This is a genomic window from Bartonella quintana, from assembly GCF_009936175.1.
GTDB lineage: Bacteria > Pseudomonadota > Alphaproteobacteria > Rhizobiales > Rhizobiaceae > Bartonella > Bartonella quintana.
On the sequence record NZ_AP019773.1, the window covers coordinates 413,359 to 429,787 of the forward strand.

The following is a 16,429-nucleotide window of genomic DNA, read 5'->3' on the forward strand; positions in this document are numbered from 1 at the left end:
AAACTAATACGAACCGACATATTCAAAATAAAATTTGGAGATGTTATGAAGGTTGAGATCGCCTTGGGTAAGATGGCAGAACGTCATGCTTTGCGTAAGTCAATACCAGCATTCATTGATCTTGAAGAATTATTGGCGATACGTCTTCTTGTGCAAGGCAATTCCGGTTCAGGAAAATCGCATCTTCTTCGCTGTCTTCTTGAACAAAGTTCTTTATGGGATCCAACATTGTTGTGTGATTGATCCAGAAGGTGACTTTGTGACTTTGGCAGATAAATTGGCCCATGTTATTGTTGAGGCGCAACGAAGCGAACAAGAACTGACGCGTATTGCTCAAAGGATTCGCCAACATTGGGTTTCGGTGGTGTTTAATCTTGAAGATTTAGACACTGAACAACAAATGTGTACTGTGGATGGCCTTTCTTGGTGCATTATTTGATGTGGAACGCGATTATTGGTATCTCATGCTTGTTGTTGTCGATGAAGCACAATTATTTGCTCCAGCTGCAGCGGGGGAAGTTTCTGATGAAGCCCGTAAAATTTCGCTCGGTGCTATGACCAATCTTATGTGTCGAGGGTGTAAACGTGGTCTTCCTGGTGTCATTGCTACATAGTGTTTGGCGAAGCTTGCAAAAAACGTAGCTGCTGAAACTTCGAATTTTTTAATAAGCTGGACTTTCTTACATATTGATATGCTGCACGCTGCGGATTTTTTGGGAATGGAGCGTTGCTAAGCCGAAATGTTTAGAGACTTTGAGCGTGATCATTTTATTACTTTAGGACCTGCTTTATCAAGACATCCCTTATCGATCATCATTGGCCTTGTCGAAACATTGGTGTGCTCTTCTAGGCCTAAATTAATGCCGCTGCCAACTGAGTGGGCTGATGTAAAAGAACTTGTTTTGCCGCTTCGTTGAAGGAACTTTTAATTCCTTTTAAACAATTACGAAAGCCTATGAGAGAAAAATCAATTCATGAGATGTGGGAAAAGGCTGTTCAGAAAAAACAGGAATTGTTAGAGGAAGAACCAGGTTTATTTCCTGAACTCTCTAATGTTGATCGTGATATTCAGCAGAACGGGTTATTCGGGAAATTATCGATGACCCTGAAGCTGCCTCATCGTTCGATGGCGGTTCTTTATAAAGATTTCTTGGTTCGTTACTGTATAAACGGTATGTCAGGAGTTTCTTTTAGTCTCTCTCAATTTCGGCTTAAGTTGGCTATTGCGCCGATTTTTAACCTACTTCGAAGAGCGTAGACTTGTTGTTATTCATACGTATTTAAACGGTCAACGCATTATAGCTTTTACTGATCTTGGTGTAGAAACAGCACCGGGAGATTTCAAAGGGGCAACTTAACCGAATAAGCTTGAGACAGATTGCTCTGCTGCTGTTCTTGCAATTGCTTCTCCAATAAGGTCGGCAATTGGTAAAACGCGGATATTATGTGCATTCTCAACTGCTGCCGTTGGCATAATTGAATCAGTAACAACCAATTCTTTCATTTCTGAATTGGTAATACGTTCAATAGCATTTCCAGAAAGAACACCGTGTGTGATGTAAGCTGTGACGCTATTCGCACCGTGTTTAAGGAGAGCGCTTGCTGCATTGCATAGGGTTCCGCCTGAATCAACAATATCATCCAGCAAAAGACAATCTTTTCCTGAGACATCTCCAATGATATTCATAACTTCTGATTCACCAGGGCGTTCACGACGTTTATCAACAATAGCTAGCAAACTATTCAAGCGCTTGGCTAAGGAACGTGCACGTACTACACCACCAACATCAGGTGAAATAACAATAACATTTTCAAGAGAATAATGCACCTTGACATCGCGAGAAATAACCGGAACAGCATAGAGATTATCCGTGGGAATATCAAAAAAACCTTGGATCTGCCCTGCATGAAGGTCTAATGTTAAAACGCGATGGGCTCCTGCTTCAGTAATCAAGTTTGCAACAAGTTTTGCGGAGATGGGGGTACGTGGTCCAGGCTTGCGGTCTTGCCGGGCATAACCAAAATAGGGTATAACAGCTGTGATACGACGCGCCGAAGAACGATGAAGGGCATCAATCATGATGAGCAATTCCATCAAATGATCGTTTGCAGGATAGGATGTAGATTGCAAAACAAACACGTCTTGTCCGCGTACATTTTCATGTAATTCTACAAAAATTTCTTGATCAGCAAAGCGCTTTACTGTTGCTTTACCTAAGGGAGTATTTAAATAAGTTGCAACATCTTCAGCAAGACGTGGATTAGAATTGCCGCAGAAAAGCTTCATGGTGGAACCTCTAAATAATCATAATAGAGTATGGTATGGTTTTTAACTTTTTCTTACCAGATTGCAAGGAAACAATCACAAAAGCATTACAATTTTATCTATCCTTGTTAAAGGGGGCTGTGTTTTGTTTTCTTTTTTTCCAAAACTTTTGTTACTGTTAGAGGAAAAATTTTGGCTCGTGAGGAAAAGAACATAGGGTATGAGCTTATTTTATTTGTACACGGTTCATCTGTTATAGAAAGCTCAGGCTTCTTTATTTTCTTTTTGTCATTGAATGATAAGATTAATTGAGAAGTTTATTTTGTGATAGTATGCAATTTGAATGGAGCTGTTATTGTATTTATTTGAAAACAGTACTGTTTAAAAGGGGACGGATCTTTTTTGTTTCGTAGTTAAAAATATTTTTTATCTTTACATGTATCTTGTGGAGTGAACATGTATTTTAGAATACGCTTTTGAATATCTTGATACGTGGTATGTTCTTCTTCAAGTTTTCACTAAAATGATGATGCTCTATGGGTGTTAGTGTTAGGTCTGTGGAAAGTATATTTGATGCTAAGACGTAGATGCAGTGAAGATATTTTATTTTAAGAATGCTGTAAATCCAATATAATATTGATTGGCGTTTTTGCAATTGCTTTATAGGAGAACAGCTTCCATATTAGTGATATCTTACGTTTGAGGCGAATAAGAGAGGCATGTTAAAATAATTGTCTTGTTAGCACTCTTACAATCAAGTCTTGAAAATAATAAGAGTTACAGCCCTCATGTTTTGTGAACCACTAGAGCTTTTATGAAAAAAACAGAACGCAAGCAGGTTTATTTTTTTATGCGGATAAAAACTTTGCTTCGCAGTTTTGATATTGAGGAAAAAAGAGATTCATTTTTTATTTTTTAGCATAAGAGCAGAAATTTGTCGTCCGTAATCGGGTTCATTGCGATGTATTGCACGGCGGTAGGAGAAAAAATGCTGTTCATTTTGGTAAGTGCACAGTCCCAGAGAAGAAGCATTGACGCCCGCTTCTTGGAGTTTGTCCATAATGAATGTCCATAGGTTAAAGCTAAAGTGTTTTACTTTAGCTGTTTTTAAAAAATATTTTCGAAATTTGCTATGGTAATCAATAAATTGATTGTAAAATTCGTCTGTTACTTCATAATGACAAGGACCAATACAAGGTCCGAGAACCGCTGTTATTGATCGTCGTTTGGCACCTTGTTCTTCCATAACAGAAATTGTTTTTTCCACGATTCCATTTAAGCTGCCTCGCCAACCAGCATGTGCAGCAGCGATGACACCTGCTTGTGGATCAGCAAACAAAATTGGCCCACAATCTGCTGTAAGAATGCCAATTGCTAAATCTTTTGCGGTCGTAACAAGAGCATCAGCTTTCAGAGGTTCATCAATAAAAGCTTGATCAACGACAACAACTTTACACGAGTGTATTTGATTGACAGTAACTAAATTTTGCACCTTAATACCAAAATAATTAGCGATTAAAATGCGATTTTGTGCGATATGCTCAGGCTGATCGTTTGAGCTTTGTCCAACATTGAGGCTGTGATAAAGGCCTTTTGAAACACCGCCTTGACGTGTAAAAAATCCATGTTTTATCCCAAGAGTCTGTAAAGCAAAAAGATCTTTCGCAAGAATGGGTTCAGGGACAGATTTCATAAAAGTTCCTTACGTGGTCATTTAAAGTGAGAATGGTGTGTGAGATGCTAGGGTTTGTCAATGAGCATTATTGTTGGTCGTTAAAAATGCGTGAGAGTGGTATATTCTTATCATTCACATGCAGGACTTTAAACAATTTTCCCATTTGATCTGGACCAGCAAGCCGTTTGACATCTTGGCAGATTTTGTCTTGTAATGCAGCACTTTTGTTGACTCCAAGCTGTCTTGCCCGTTCTAGTAGACCCATTGTAAAAAGAAAATCTCCTTGTTCCAGAATTTCAGCAAAACAGCCTTGTTCAAGGGCTATCGTTTTTAAAAAAGAAAAATCGACATGGGATGTTAAATCATGTTCACCGGGAGCTTCAAAAATATCACGAAATCTATGTTTTGAGAGTGCTTGTAATGTATCGCCAAATGCAAGATCAGAAGAACCATAATCAATGAGCAAAGCAGAACCTTTCATTTGTACTAAGCGGTCGCTGATTTGTTGCATAAATTGATACCGTGAGGGTGCATGTTCAAAAATTGTTCCGTCAGGTACCTCGGAAAGGCTGAACTGTAGATAATAAGAAGGAAGTGTATGTGGGGTAGCAATAAACATGAAGTTTCCATCTTGATTCACCGTAATGCGGCGTTCTTTCCATTCCCCGTTGATTTTGATATATTGGTTGATGGGGAGTGTATCGAAGAACTCATTGGCAATTAAGAAAAGGGGACTCAAGGGGATTTGAGAAAAATTTTCAATGCTATGGATTTGTTTTTGATAAGATGAAAGACGTTCTTGCTGTTGTACTGCGAGTTTTTTACTTATTTCAATAAGAAAAATTTTAGCAGCATCAAATGCTTTTGGAGATAATTTTTGAATGGTACGCAAAATATCATCCATAAGAGTTCCGCGTCCTGGACCTATTTCAGCGAGAATAAAAGGGTGAGGACAACCCTGGACCTTCCAGTTTGCGAGGGCCCAAATACCAATCATCTCTCCAAACAATTGGCTTATTTCAGGTGCTGTGATGAAATCACCAGCGCGGCCAAAAGGTGTTTGTGTTTGATAATAGCCAAATTGGGGATCTGTGAGTGCCAACGTTATATATTGACTAACAGGGATTGGCCCATTCAGTGCAATAATTTCTTCAATTTTTTCTTTTAGGGTGTCCATTTTCTGTAGATTTGTGTTTGAAAGCCTGGAGAAGAAGATAAATACCAAAAAAAAGCATGGGAAGAGATAAAGCCATGCCATAGGTAAATCCAGTAGAATGAAAAAGAGTAGAAAACCATTCTGGATCTTCTTGAGGAGCACGGTAAACTTCAGAAATGCTCCGTGCTATTGCATAGCCTATCATAAATGTCCCTGCTACGGTGCCAGGGCGTTTTAATGCTTTGAAAGCAAAAATAATAATGAATAAGATGATGAAAAGTAGAAATCCTTCCATGAACGCTTCGTAAAGTTGGCTTGGATGGCGCGGTAGATAGTAAGGATCTAAGGGAAAGCAGATGGCCCAAGGGAGTGTGGTAATATTGCCCCATAATTCTTGGTTAATGAAGTTGCATATTCTTACAATGCCGATACCAATAGGGGCACCAGCAGCAACGGTATCAAACATTGCTCGTATGTTTATGTTGTTTTTACGGGCAAACCAGATCATCGCAATGATAATGCCAATGAATCCACCATGGAAGGACATACCTCCATCCCATACCGCGATAATGGCACTTGGACGGTTAAAGTAATAAGCAAGATCCCATACAAGCACTTGTCCTAAGCGGCCACCAACAACGACACTGATTGCGGACCAGACAACAAAATCTCCTATCTTTTCCTTATCCATAGGAGGATGATTTGTGTTCCATAGGGAGTGTTTTTTTAATAATTTTTGCGCATACCACCAAGCAAAAAGAATGCCTACAACATAACCAAGCCCGTACCAATGGAGAGCTATAGGGCCTAAACGGATAATTACGGGATCGAGAAAAAATGGAAAAGCAATGGCTGGACAAGAAAGGTCGTTCATGAGCAAGTACTTTACATCTATGAGGTTATATGATGGTTAGGAATGACAGATGAACATACAATGGTCAAGTCGGGAAAGCGATAGCTTTCCAATGGTTTATAATGGTAAAATTCATAATGGTAAAAGGAGTGTAAAAAGACTCAAGTGAAATCTGCATGGGAAGATAAAATTGATAGGATAAAAGGAACAAATACAGTATCTAAATGTTATGAAAATACGCTATAGTGCGTGCGTCAGTAATTAAAATTTAAGGAAAAACGTTATGCGTAATGGATCAAACCGTATTCTTGATGAATTGGCAAAATTAGCAACAGATGCAGTTGAGGTTGTGCAGGGTATACAACGTGAAGCGGGAGCAGCTTTTCGCTTGCAGGCTGAAAAGATAGCCAACAAACTTGATCTTGTTTCACGCGAAGAATTTGAAACCTTTAAGGAGATGGTGCTGAAAGCATCTGCTAACAATAGTGACTTGAAAAAACGCCTTGATGATTTGGAAAAAATACAGACACCAAAAAAATAAAATGGTTTCCATAAAATAAGACTCTTAGAAAAAATATCCCCAATTTTTCAATATGATGTATGAAACTGAAAAATGCTTAATCTTGAGTCTGTTAGAGCAGATTGTCCGTTTGTTTTCAGAGTGGTTTTTATAAAAAAGCACTTTTTTTGAATCAAGGGGCTAGCGCCGTGAGATTGTATCAATACACTGAAAAGGCTTGATGATTCGTTTTATTATTATCAAGCATATTGCCGCAGGAAGCATTATTGGATTCCGGGTACTGTGTGCTGTCGATGTTTTTAATGTGTATTTGTTTGGTGTAAAGGCTTTGGTTGTAGCAAAATGTTGTTACAGTTTAGGTGGTTTATGTTCTGTTGACAACGTTTAATATTATTGAGGGTTAATGATGAGGTTTGCATTTTGCGCCACAGAAAGAGAAGAGCATCCTGTTGATTTTATCGAACAGATTGCCTGTAAATACGATTGGTCGTTTGAGCGGGATGCAGAAGATGAAATTAGTGTTTGTGTGGAAGGAAAACGGGCAAATTATCGTCTTGCTTTTTCATGGATGGAAGAGCAAGAGGCTCTTCATTTAGCTTGTGCATTTGATCTTTCTATTGAAAATGCTCGAACAGCGGAAATGCATCGCTTATTATTGGCAATTAATGAAAAGCTATTGCTGGGCCATTTTGATTACTGGCAAGGGAATAATTCGGTTATTTATCGGCAGGGACTTCTTCTGGCAGGGGGGGTGCATCCATCTCATGTTCAGGTTGAAACGTTGTTGATACATGCACTTAAAGTCTGTGAAAGCCATTATGTTGCATTTCAGATGGTTGCTTGGTCTGGGGAAAGCGCCTACAAGGCACTGCAATATACTTTGTTCGAAACTGTAGGGAATGCTTAAATCGTTAAGTTTGTTTAGCGTTTTTTTCCTTATAGACGATTTTTGGAATATTGCTTATAGGGGGATATCAATAATAGCGCGCAAGCCCCCTAGAGGGCTCTTATCTAATTGAATGTTGCCACCATGGCTACGTGCTATATCTTGGGCAATAGAAAGTCCAAGCCCTGTTCCACTTGCGTCTTGATTTCGTGCTTTATCGAGTCTAAAGAACGGCTTAAAGACTTCTGTACGCATAGTTTTATGAATTCCAGGTCCATCATCGTCGATTGTCAATATAAAAGATTCTTGCTGAGATGTGGCTGTTAGTTTGACGGTATTACCGTAACAAAATGCGTTTGATACAAGATTGTTGACGAGGCGGGTGAAGGCATGTGGGCGTACTTGTATCTCTGTAGGGCCTTCAATGATATAGGAAAATTGACGTTTGTGGAGATGAGCATCGGCGGAGAATTTTTGCATAAGAGCCTTTAAATCAAACGTTTTAACACTTTCACTGCCTTCTCCGCGGGCAAAAGCAAGGTAGTCTTCTAACATATTTTGCATGTCACTTACATCTTGCTCAAGCAGATTAGTATCAAAGTCAGTATTTGCTAAGGCTAACTGAAGTTTAAAACGTGTGAGAATGGTTCTTAAATCATGGCTTACGCCCGAAAGCATCATGGTGCGTTGTTCGATTTGACGTTCAATACGTTCACGCATGCGTAAAAAAGCAATGCCAGCACGACGGACTTCATCAGCTCCTTGTGGTTGAAATCCTTCTGGTAAAGGACGACCGCGCCCAAAACTTTCTGCTGCTTCAGCCAATTGTTGAATCGGTTTGATTTGGTTGCGTAAGAAGTAAATCGCTATAAGTAATAAAACAAGAGCTGTTCCTACCATCCAACTTAAAAAAATACCGGTATTGGAAGCATAGGCTTGGCTGCGTGGTGCAAAGACGCGCAAGATGTTGTGACCAAGGTGGATGCGGATTTCGACAAGATCAGAATCTCCCACTGTATCAATCCAGAAAGGGCGGTTAATTTGGCGAGTGATTTCTTCACTTAAAAAATAATCAAGAATTGCAAAAAATGGTTTTGGTCCTGGAGGGGGAAGGGGAGCAGGTGGTAGAAGAGAAATGTTTAATCCCATGCGTTGTTGTGCAATACGCTTGATATCTTCATAGTTATCTTGTTGTGGATATGTTTCAATGATATCAATGATGGCCGAAATATCATGAACAACAGCGGTTGAAAGACGCTCGGTTACCATTTGCCAATGGCGTTCCATAAAGACGTAAGCAATTACTGTTTGCAGGAGTACCATAGGAGCAATAATAATGATCAAAGAACGGGCATAAAGCCGTTTAGGCATCTTCTTGGTTAACCATCGGACAAATTTTTTTGAGGGTTCGATCATTATGCGCTTATTCAACTGAGAGTTTATAACCTATTCCTCGCACGGTTTGGAGCCATATAGGGGTTGCTGGATTTTTTTCGATTTTACGACGGAGACGGTTGATTTGTACATCAATGGCACGTTCACCTATATCGCTATCATCCGTTGCAAATTTATGGCGTGGAATTATATCCCCTGCATTTTCGGCAAAGATAACCATCATTTTTTGTTCTTTATCGGTTAATTTAATAACTTCTCCTCCTTTTTTGAGCTCGCGCCGTGAAATTGAAAATATATAAGGTCCAAAAACTATTTGCTCGATTTTTGGTTGGTTGAGTGGAAAACCACGTCGTAAAATGGCATTAATACGAAGTAAAAGTTCACGCGGATCAAACGGTTTAGCGAGGTAATCATCTGCACCTGCTTCTAATCCATTGATACGGCTGTCTATCTCCGATAAAGCTGTAAGCATAAGAATTGGAACATCTTTTTTTTGACGAAGTGAATGGGTAAGATCGATGCCGTTTTCGCCGGGCATCATAACATCAATTATAAGAAGATCAAAATCTAAGTTTGCAAGTTGACGTCTTGCTTCATCGGCATTGGCAGAGACTGAAACACGAAATCCATTTTTAAGGAGAAATTGAAATAAAAGATTGCGAATACGGGTGTCGTCATCAATCACAAGAAGGTGTGGTGCATTGTCACTTAAAACTTGAATGTGATCGGTCATTCTTCAGAACCTTGAAAAAAATTTAGTTTCTAAAAAATTCAAGTTTACATAAGTTGCATAAAGCTGTCGAGCAGGCTATTTTATTCTATAAAGGGAATGAAAAAAGTGTTACTTATAAGCGTGAAAAGAATTTTACTTTTGAGAAAAATATCATGACTAGCTTGAGGACACATATTATTCCGGTTACACCTTTTCAGCAAAATTGTACTCTGCTTTTTGATAATGAACAAAAAGTGGGTGTTTTAGTTGATCCTGGTGGTGATTGGTTTCGAATTCAAGAAGTGATCCGGAAGACTGGTATTATTGTTGAAGCTATTTGGATAACACACGGTCATTTTGATCATGTGGGCGCAGCAATGCAAGCTAAAGAGGCACTTAATGTTAAAATTATTGGTTCACATCGCGATGATAAACCTGTCATGGCTTCTGTCAGCGAAAGCGCAAAAAACTACGGCATTACTGACGCACGCACTTGTATTCCTGACCAATGGTTAGAAGACGGCGATAACGTTCATTTTGTTGGACATGTGTTTCATGTTCTTCACACGCCAGGACATTCGCCTGGCCATGTCATTTATTTTAATGAAAAAGAACGATTCGCCTTATTAGGGGATGTGCTTTTTCGTGGTTCTATTGGACGTACAGATTTTCCATTCTGTTCTCATAAAGAATTAATGAAATCTCTTCGAGAAAAAATTTTGCCTTTAGGTGATGACGTTCGTTTCATCTGTGGCCATGGTCCAGAAAGCCAACTAGGCTATGAGCGCCAATGGAATCCTTTCCTTCAAGGTTTAATGGATGAATGAAAAAACAGACATCGGAACACTTTTTTCTGCCATTTAAGACTTCTTTACAAGGATTCACCAGAACGTAACAGAAATTAACTTAATGGCGCATAACAAATGTGCTCCAAACCATCATAGCCGCGAAAAGTACCTGTTTTAGGGTTGAAGGAACGGTATTTTTTCTTGCAATATTGAAGCCAATCATCTGCCCATGGTTGTTGGAGTGGCTTATATCTTGCCGTGGATTGAACTTCATAAATTATTTGACTTTGTGGGACCTGTTGATAAACAACTTGCGGAACTCCTTGATAAACAATCTGTGGCTGTTCTGGTTTCTTTAGAACATTGCCGAGAACTGCACCTGCGGCAAGGCCGAGAATACCTGCAGCTAAAGCATCTCCTGAGTTGTTATTATTAGTCACATGATGTTCATATATATGACGGTGTGTTATCTTTTTGCGTTCGACATAACGATGTGTTTTGTGTTCAACATGATAATTATTATGTTCTCTCCTTTGATGCTCAACATGATGACGGTGTTGATTATAAGAAGTATAATAAGGTTGATGCTTTTCAAGAACAGAACGGGAGCTATAATCATTAGAAGAATGAATGTTAAAACGGTGAGAAGGGAAATTCATCTTCATTTCTTTCCTCATACTTCCCATTTCCTTTTTCATATTATTCATTGTCTTTGTAATATCTTCACCATAACTCCATTTTGTATCCGCAAGCGTTGTGCCTAATGGCATAAAAACGGTTACAGCTGACATTGCTGATAATACCGTTAACTTAGTAAATTTTTTCATAGTGATACTCTTCTGTAAGTTCATATTGTTCACATCTTATCCCTACCAAACTGAATAAAGCCTGAACGATTTTGGACTTTATTTTGGCACAACGAGTAAAAACATCAGTTAGCTAAGCATTAATTACAAACTTATAGAACAAAAATCAATTACAAAATTACAGAACAAAATCGGGAAAAATCTAATTAAAAAAATATACTCTATTCAGATTAATTTAAAAGTGTGTCTTTATAGTTTCTGATCTTTACCATGGCAGTTAAATTCTACATGAAATACTATTTTCGTGCATCACATGCTCTCATAAGACTTTGAACCTGCATAACAGGCACGAACAACAGATATTGCATCTGTCATCATAGGTTTATGGTATTATGATAAGATCCTATTTAACTTGTTTGAGCTATAGAGTGTTGCTTTTTTGATTGCTTTGGAAAGGACGGCTCATAAAAATGAGGCTATACATTGTATCACTGTATGCAGGGAGTTTTTGATATATTTGATATATGGAAACCTTCTCGTTATTTGTTGTTTCTGCTTTAGGTTCTATATGCATTTAATTTAAACGAGAGAAGCAGGTAGAGTGATGGTCACGTCCCATTTGTTAAGAACAGCAGTGTTACGGGGAAGAAGTATGGCCTCAGTAGCTAATCAAGGATTGGCAAAGGATTGACCGTTTATGGAGGCTAAGTCTTTCAGATTGTATGAGGGCTGGAAATTTTACCCATCGTTTTATTGAAGATGTTCATTTTATTTTAAAACGGAGTTTCAAAGGCAAGAATTTGCTTTACCCCTCAAGATAAAGGTGGAGCCTTCATCGCTAAGAGTTATGAAATCTGGTGTCAGAAAGGAATCCTCACAACTGGTTTTGGTAATGCTTTTCAAGAACTATAGGTTATGATGGTGAAGCTGTGAGAAGGATATCACCTTTTCTCAGATACATCTGTGTGCTGGAAGTTATAGATTGTTGAGCAGGACTATAGAGAACATCAGCATGAAAGGGCAGTGTTGGCAAAAGTGAGCCAAGATTTGATAACGAAAGGTCATATTGTGATGGATGCTGTGCGTCAAGCTTTACATTTTTTCTTGACGACAGAGAGCAGACATGACGCTGCTCAAGCAGCTTAGCTTATTGATAGTGGTGAAAATACATCAGTTATTTTGAGAATGGTTATGTTCAAAGGTAGCAAAGAGAAGGAGTGAGGAAGCAAGACTGTTTTTCTGTCATTTTCCTTTCTGCTTAAACAAGAGGACAGTACATGACGATGTTGAACATTTTTCCAGAGAACGCCACTTTATGGAAGTTACTTTTAATAAATGCGAATATTTCAAACGTATCTCCTTAAATGGGATAAAAGGCTGCTTTTTTATGGGATTCTTAGTTATGCTTTAATCGCGCTCTGAATTAGAGAGTTATTTGTACAGAACTAAGAGTTTAGAAATATTTTTGGAGAGTTTTTATAGTTTTCAGCTGTTTGGTAACATGTTTGAAGGTGACAAGATTGTTTAAAAAGAAAATATTGGGAGCATTTTCTTGTAGAATTTTTTTCTTACGTTGTTTTTTAGTTCAATTGGAGCATCATTGATGTTTAGAGAGAATCCATTTTATCGGATAGCGCTGTTTTGGGGGCATCTTATCAGGATTTTAAAGGGGCTAAGATTTATTTTGAACGGCTTGAGATTTTTAGATCATTTGTTAGAGGAGTTTTTCTTTGTCTTTTGATATTCCAAAATGCCGGTGTCCCTGCTTGGTGCCATGTGATTGAGATCTGCTTTGGCAAAAAGACTTGATTCTATCATGGGCTTATGGATGGATTGTTCGCTATGATGTGTTAAAGGATCTTCCGTGGTTGCGAGTTCTATTTTTTGTAGCTGTTTGATTTCATCACGAAGCCGCGCTGCTTCTTCAAAGTTAAGATCAGCTGCTGCTTCATGCATTGATTTTTTAAGATATTGAATATGCTTTGCTAAGTTATTGCCAGCTCTGCTGTTTTGTGTAACAAAATCAGAGATATTGGTATGAGGACGATCATTTTTGCTTCCTGAATTGAGAATATCGCTGATATTTTTTTTGATGCTGGTTGGTGTAATATGGTGCTCTTCATTGTAGGCTATCTGTTTTTGTCGACGTCTTTGTGTCTCTTGCAAGGCTCGTTCTATGGAGCCCGTGATTGTATCTGCATAAAGTATAACTCGGCCATCTACGTTGCGGGCAGCGCGTCCAATCGTTTGTATGAGCGAAGTTTCGGAGCGCAAAAAGCCTTCTTTATCTGCATCTAGAATGGCAACAAAACCGCATTCTGGAATATCTAAGCCTTCTCGCAGTAAGTTGATACCGATAAGGACATCAAAAGCACCAAGCCGTAGATCGCGAAGAATTTCAATACGTTCTAATGTATCAATGTCAGAATGCATATAATGTACGCGAATACCTTGTTCGTGGAGATATTCTGTCAAATCTTCAGCCATACGCTTGGTTAGGACAGTCACCAATGTACGGTAGCCTTTTTGAATTGTATTACGAATTTCGTTCACAACATCATCGACTTGAGTGCTGGCTGGACGAACTTCTGTTGGTGGGTCAATGAGTCCTGTTGGGCGAATAATTTGTTCAACAAAAATACCATGGGATTGTTCTATTTCCCAGCGTCCAGGCGTTGCAGAAACAGCAATAGTTTGCGGGCGCATGAGATCCCATTCTTCAAAGCGTAAGGGACGATTGTCCATACAGGAGGGGAGGCGAAATCCATATTCTGCTAAGGTCGCTTTTCGTCGAAAATCACCGCGGTACATACCACAAATTTGGGGAATGGTTACATGGCTTTCATCGATAAAAACAAGAGCGTTGTTTGGAATATATTCGAACAAGGTTGGTGGTGGTTCACCGGGTTTTCGTCCCGTTAAATAACGTGAATAATTTTCGATACCGGGGCATGAGCCGGTCGTTTCTAACATTTCTAAATCAAAAATTGTACGCTGTTCTAAACGTTGTGCTTCTAAAAGACGCCCAGCTGCGTTTAATTCATCAAGGCGTTGAACAAGTTCCATTTTGATTGATTTTATTGCCTGATTTAATGTCGGTCGCGGTGTTACGTAGTGTGAATTGGCATAAATTTTAATAAATTGAAGGTCACTTGTTTTTTGTCCTGTTAGAGGATCAAATTCAGTAATCGTTTCCACTTCATCACCAAACAATGAAATACGCCAAGCACGATCTTCAAGGTGGGCAGGGAAAATTTCGATTGTATCTCCTCGCACACGAAAGGAACCACGAATGAAATTGATATCTTGTCGATGATAATGTTGAGCAACTAAATCAGCCAGTAATTGCCGTTGATTGAGCCGATCTCCTTTTTTTATTTGGAAGGTCATGGCAGTATAAGTTTCTACCGAACCAATTCCGTAGATACAGGACACAGATGCGACGATAATAACGTCATCACGTTCAAGTACAGCGCGTGTTGCAGCATGGCGCATACGGTCTATTTGTTCATTTATGGAGGATTCTTTTTCAATATAAGTGTCAGAGCGTGCAACATAGGCTTCCGGCTGATAATAATCGTAATAAGAGACAAAATATTCGACAGCATTATGGGGAAAAAAGCTTTTAAACTCTCCGTAAAGCTGGGCTGCTAGCGTTTTATTTGGTGCTAAAATTAGAGCAGGGCGTTGTGTTTTTTCAATAATTTTGGCCATTGTATAGGTTTTTCCCGAACCTGTAACACCCAAAAGCACTTGCGTACGTTCATCCTTTTCAATTCCCTCAACCAAAGTTTTAATTGCTTGAGGTTGATCTCCCGCAGCTTCAAAGGATGTTTCAAGTTGCAATGGAATGCCACCTTCAGATTTTTTAGGACGGACAGGGCGATGGGGTGCCCATAATGCGCCATTCTTAAAAAATGGATTGTCTGAGGCAATCAGTGCAGAAAGTGCTTCCACTGTTGCTGTGACACCATTTTTCATTGCTGCATCCTTTGATAAAAAAGTGCTTGTGTTTTTGAAGGAAATACTAAGTTTACAACTTAATCGCGATAATGGTAAAATGTTACTTAGTGGTTTTGTTCCGGTGTACTGGATATTTCATAGGGCATTTTGTTCACTCTTTGAGGAGTTTTCTTGAGTGTTTTTGGGTATGATGACATTTGTAGTTGTTCGTATCCAACATTTTGTTTGCACTATGATGATGTTCAACAGACTATTTTATCCATAATATTCACCACAGTTGTTGTGGAGAATGACAGTAAGTACTGTGATTTGTTATCGAACGCACTGTATATGTGTGATAAAGATCATTTCCATCTTTAAATGAGAGGTAACGAGATGATACCCAACCTGTTTGGGCATTATATCTGATTTGGCACCAGTTCCCTTTACAGCTTTGAATAATTATCAACTCCCCTGCGGGAATTAAACCAAGAAGTGCACACTGAGTGTTTGGTCCCGTTCTAAAATTAAGATTTCTTGTGACAAAGGCATCCGCCGCTCCGGATACTGTTGTGGTAAGAAAGAAAGAGACAAACATAAAAAAAATTACTAATTTTTTCATTTTTCTGTAGAGAATTTCTATAGAGATTTCCCTTCCTTCTCTTTTCATACAAGATCTCCTCTGTTAGGTTATGCTAAAACAGAAAAAAGTACAACTGTTTCTGCTTTCGGCTTTTGATGATTAGGAGCGTAATTGTATATTTTAAGCCTAAAAATATGACAGTTTTCTAAATATAATCGGTGAATGCTTCGTATCCCTTTATTATTTTTGTATGGAAAATAGGGATGCTGTACTATATAATAAAACAATTATAATTTTCGGATTCCAAAAGTAATTTTGGGAGCCGTTTTCTGTTTTTATTAAACCTTCCGTGTAACAGAAAGGGACGGATTATGGAAAAAGTTCCGATGACTACAGCTGGTTTTGAAAGTCTTAAAAAAGAATTGCGTTGGCGACAACAAGAGGAGCGTCCACGGATTATTGAAGCAATTTCTGAGGCACGTGCGCACGGTGATCTTTCAGAAAACGCCGAATATCACGCTGCTAAAGAGGCGCAAAGTTATAATGAAGGGCGTATAAATGAGCTTGAAGACTATATTGCGCGGGCGGAAGTTATTAATGTTTCGCGTCTTTCAGGTGACAAAATTAAATTTGGAGCCACTATCAAGCTTTTGGATGAGGATACTGAAGAGAAAAAAGTGTATCAGATCGTTGGTGATCAGGAAGCTGATGTAAAAACAGGTAAAATCTCTATTTCTTCACCTATTGCACGTGCACTTATTGGCAAGCAAGAGGGGGATGTGATTGAAGTGAATGCACCGGGTGGTGCGCATAATTATGAGATTATTAAAGTTCAGTATATCTAAAC

At 38.8% G+C, this 16,429-nt stretch carries 14 protein-coding genes and 1 pseudogene; 6 read left to right on the forward strand and 9 right to left on the reverse strand.

The genetic code is table 11. The annotated features are described in order from the left end of the window. Window positions 1-45 precede the first annotated feature (45 nt). Window positions 46-1,358 (forward strand): annotated as a pseudogene (locus MF1_RS01615) (helicase HerA domain-containing protein). Here the strand turns inward: MF1_RS01615 and MF1_RS01620 are convergent. From MF1_RS01620 to lgt, 4 genes are all read right to left on the reverse strand, one after another. After that, complete coding sequence (locus MF1_RS01620) at window positions 1,355-2,287, reverse strand: ribose-phosphate pyrophosphokinase (RefSeq protein WP_011179125.1); 933 nt, start codon at window positions 2,285-2,287, stop codon at window positions 1,355-1,357. The pseudogene MF1_RS01615 and the gene MF1_RS01620 overlap by 4 nt on opposite strands. An 880-nt stretch (window positions 2,288-3,167) precedes the next feature. Continuing rightward, complete coding sequence (gene pgeF / locus MF1_RS01625; protein WP_161510320.1) at window positions 3,168-3,959, reverse strand: peptidoglycan editing factor PgeF; 792 nt, start codon at window positions 3,957-3,959, stop codon at window positions 3,168-3,170. 67 nt (window positions 3,960-4,026) lie between these two features. Next, window positions 4,027-5,118 (reverse strand): class I SAM-dependent methyltransferase, encoded by a 1,092-nt coding sequence (locus tag MF1_RS01630; RefSeq protein WP_161510321.1) that lies wholly within the window; start codon window positions 5,116-5,118, stop codon window positions 4,027-4,029. Beyond that, the gene (gene lgt / locus MF1_RS01635; protein ID WP_161510322.1) at window positions 5,093-5,971 is read right to left on the reverse strand and encodes a prolipoprotein diacylglyceryl transferase; all 879 of its coding nucleotides are present in this window, start codon (window positions 5,969-5,971) and stop codon (window positions 5,093-5,095) included. The genes MF1_RS01630 and lgt overlap by 26 nt, the downstream gene beginning before the upstream one ends. A 262-nt stretch (window positions 5,972-6,233) precedes the next feature. Here lgt and MF1_RS01640 point away from each other — a divergent pair, with 262 nt between their 5' ends. The 3 genes from MF1_RS01640 to MF1_RS01650 all read left to right on the forward strand — a co-directional run bounded on the left by MF1_RS01640 (window position 6,234) and on the right by MF1_RS01650 (window position 7,377). Beyond that, window positions 6,234-6,491 (forward strand): accessory factor UbiK family protein, encoded by a 258-nt coding sequence (locus MF1_RS01640; protein WP_014923847.1) that lies wholly within the window; start codon window positions 6,234-6,236, stop codon window positions 6,489-6,491. Window positions 6,492-6,690: 199 nt separating this feature from the next. Further along, on the forward strand, window positions 6,691-6,858 hold the full coding sequence (locus tag MF1_RS01645) for a hypothetical protein (protein ID WP_244614191.1): 168 nt from the start codon (window positions 6,691-6,693) through the stop codon (window positions 6,856-6,858). Window positions 6,859-6,876: 18 nt separating this feature from the next. After that, window positions 6,877-7,377, forward strand: coding sequence for a type III secretion system chaperone family protein (locus MF1_RS01650; protein ID WP_011179131.1), 501 nt, complete (start codon window positions 6,877-6,879; stop codon window positions 7,375-7,377). A 54-nt stretch (window positions 7,378-7,431) separates the two neighbouring features. Here MF1_RS01650 and MF1_RS01655 read toward each other — a convergent pair whose 3' ends face one another. Then, entirely contained in the window at window positions 7,432-8,772 is a 1,341-nt protein-coding gene (locus tag MF1_RS01655; protein WP_011179132.1) for an ATP-binding protein, read from the reverse strand. A gap of 7 nt (window positions 8,773-8,779) precedes the next feature. Further along, window positions 8,780-9,484 carry a response regulator gene (locus MF1_RS01660; protein ID WP_014923850.1) on the reverse strand — a complete coding sequence of 235 codons (705 nt, stop codon included), beginning with the start codon at window positions 9,482-9,484 and terminating at the stop codon, window positions 8,780-8,782. A gap of 152 nt (window positions 9,485-9,636) precedes the next feature. Between MF1_RS01660 and MF1_RS01665 the strand changes: the two genes are divergently transcribed. Further along, the gene (locus MF1_RS01665; protein ID WP_161510323.1) at window positions 9,637-10,290 is read left to right on the forward strand and encodes an MBL fold metallo-hydrolase; all 654 of its coding nucleotides are present in this window, start codon (window positions 9,637-9,639) and stop codon (window positions 10,288-10,290) included. Between the two features lie 74 nt (window positions 10,291-10,364). On the opposite strand, the gene MF1_RS01670 is transcribed toward MF1_RS01665, so the two are convergent. The 3 genes from MF1_RS01670 to MF1_RS01680 all read right to left on the reverse strand — a co-directional run bounded on the left by MF1_RS01670 (window position 10,365) and on the right by MF1_RS01680 (window position 15,669). Further along, the gene (locus MF1_RS01670) at window positions 10,365-11,078 is read right to left on the reverse strand and encodes a BA14K family protein (RefSeq protein ID WP_161510324.1); all 714 of its coding nucleotides are present in this window, start codon (window positions 11,076-11,078) and stop codon (window positions 10,365-10,367) included. Window positions 11,079-12,764: 1,686 nt separating this feature from the next. Further along, a complete protein-coding gene (gene uvrB / locus MF1_RS01675) occupies window positions 12,765-15,038 on the reverse strand; it encodes an excinuclease ABC subunit UvrB (protein ID WP_014924311.1) in 2,274 nt (757 codons plus the stop codon). 250 nt (window positions 15,039-15,288) lie between these two features. Then, the gene (locus tag MF1_RS01680; protein WP_042995426.1) at window positions 15,289-15,669 is read right to left on the reverse strand and encodes an SH3 domain-containing protein; all 381 of its coding nucleotides are present in this window, start codon (window positions 15,667-15,669) and stop codon (window positions 15,289-15,291) included. A gap of 284 nt (window positions 15,670-15,953) precedes the next feature. On the opposite strand from MF1_RS01680, the gene greA reads away from it, so the two are divergent. After that, window positions 15,954-16,427: a transcription elongation factor GreA gene (gene greA / locus MF1_RS01685; RefSeq protein WP_011179637.1), complete on the forward strand. Its 474-nt coding sequence runs from the start codon at window positions 15,954-15,956 to the stop codon at window positions 16,425-16,427. Window positions 16,428-16,429: the final 2 nt, after the last annotated feature.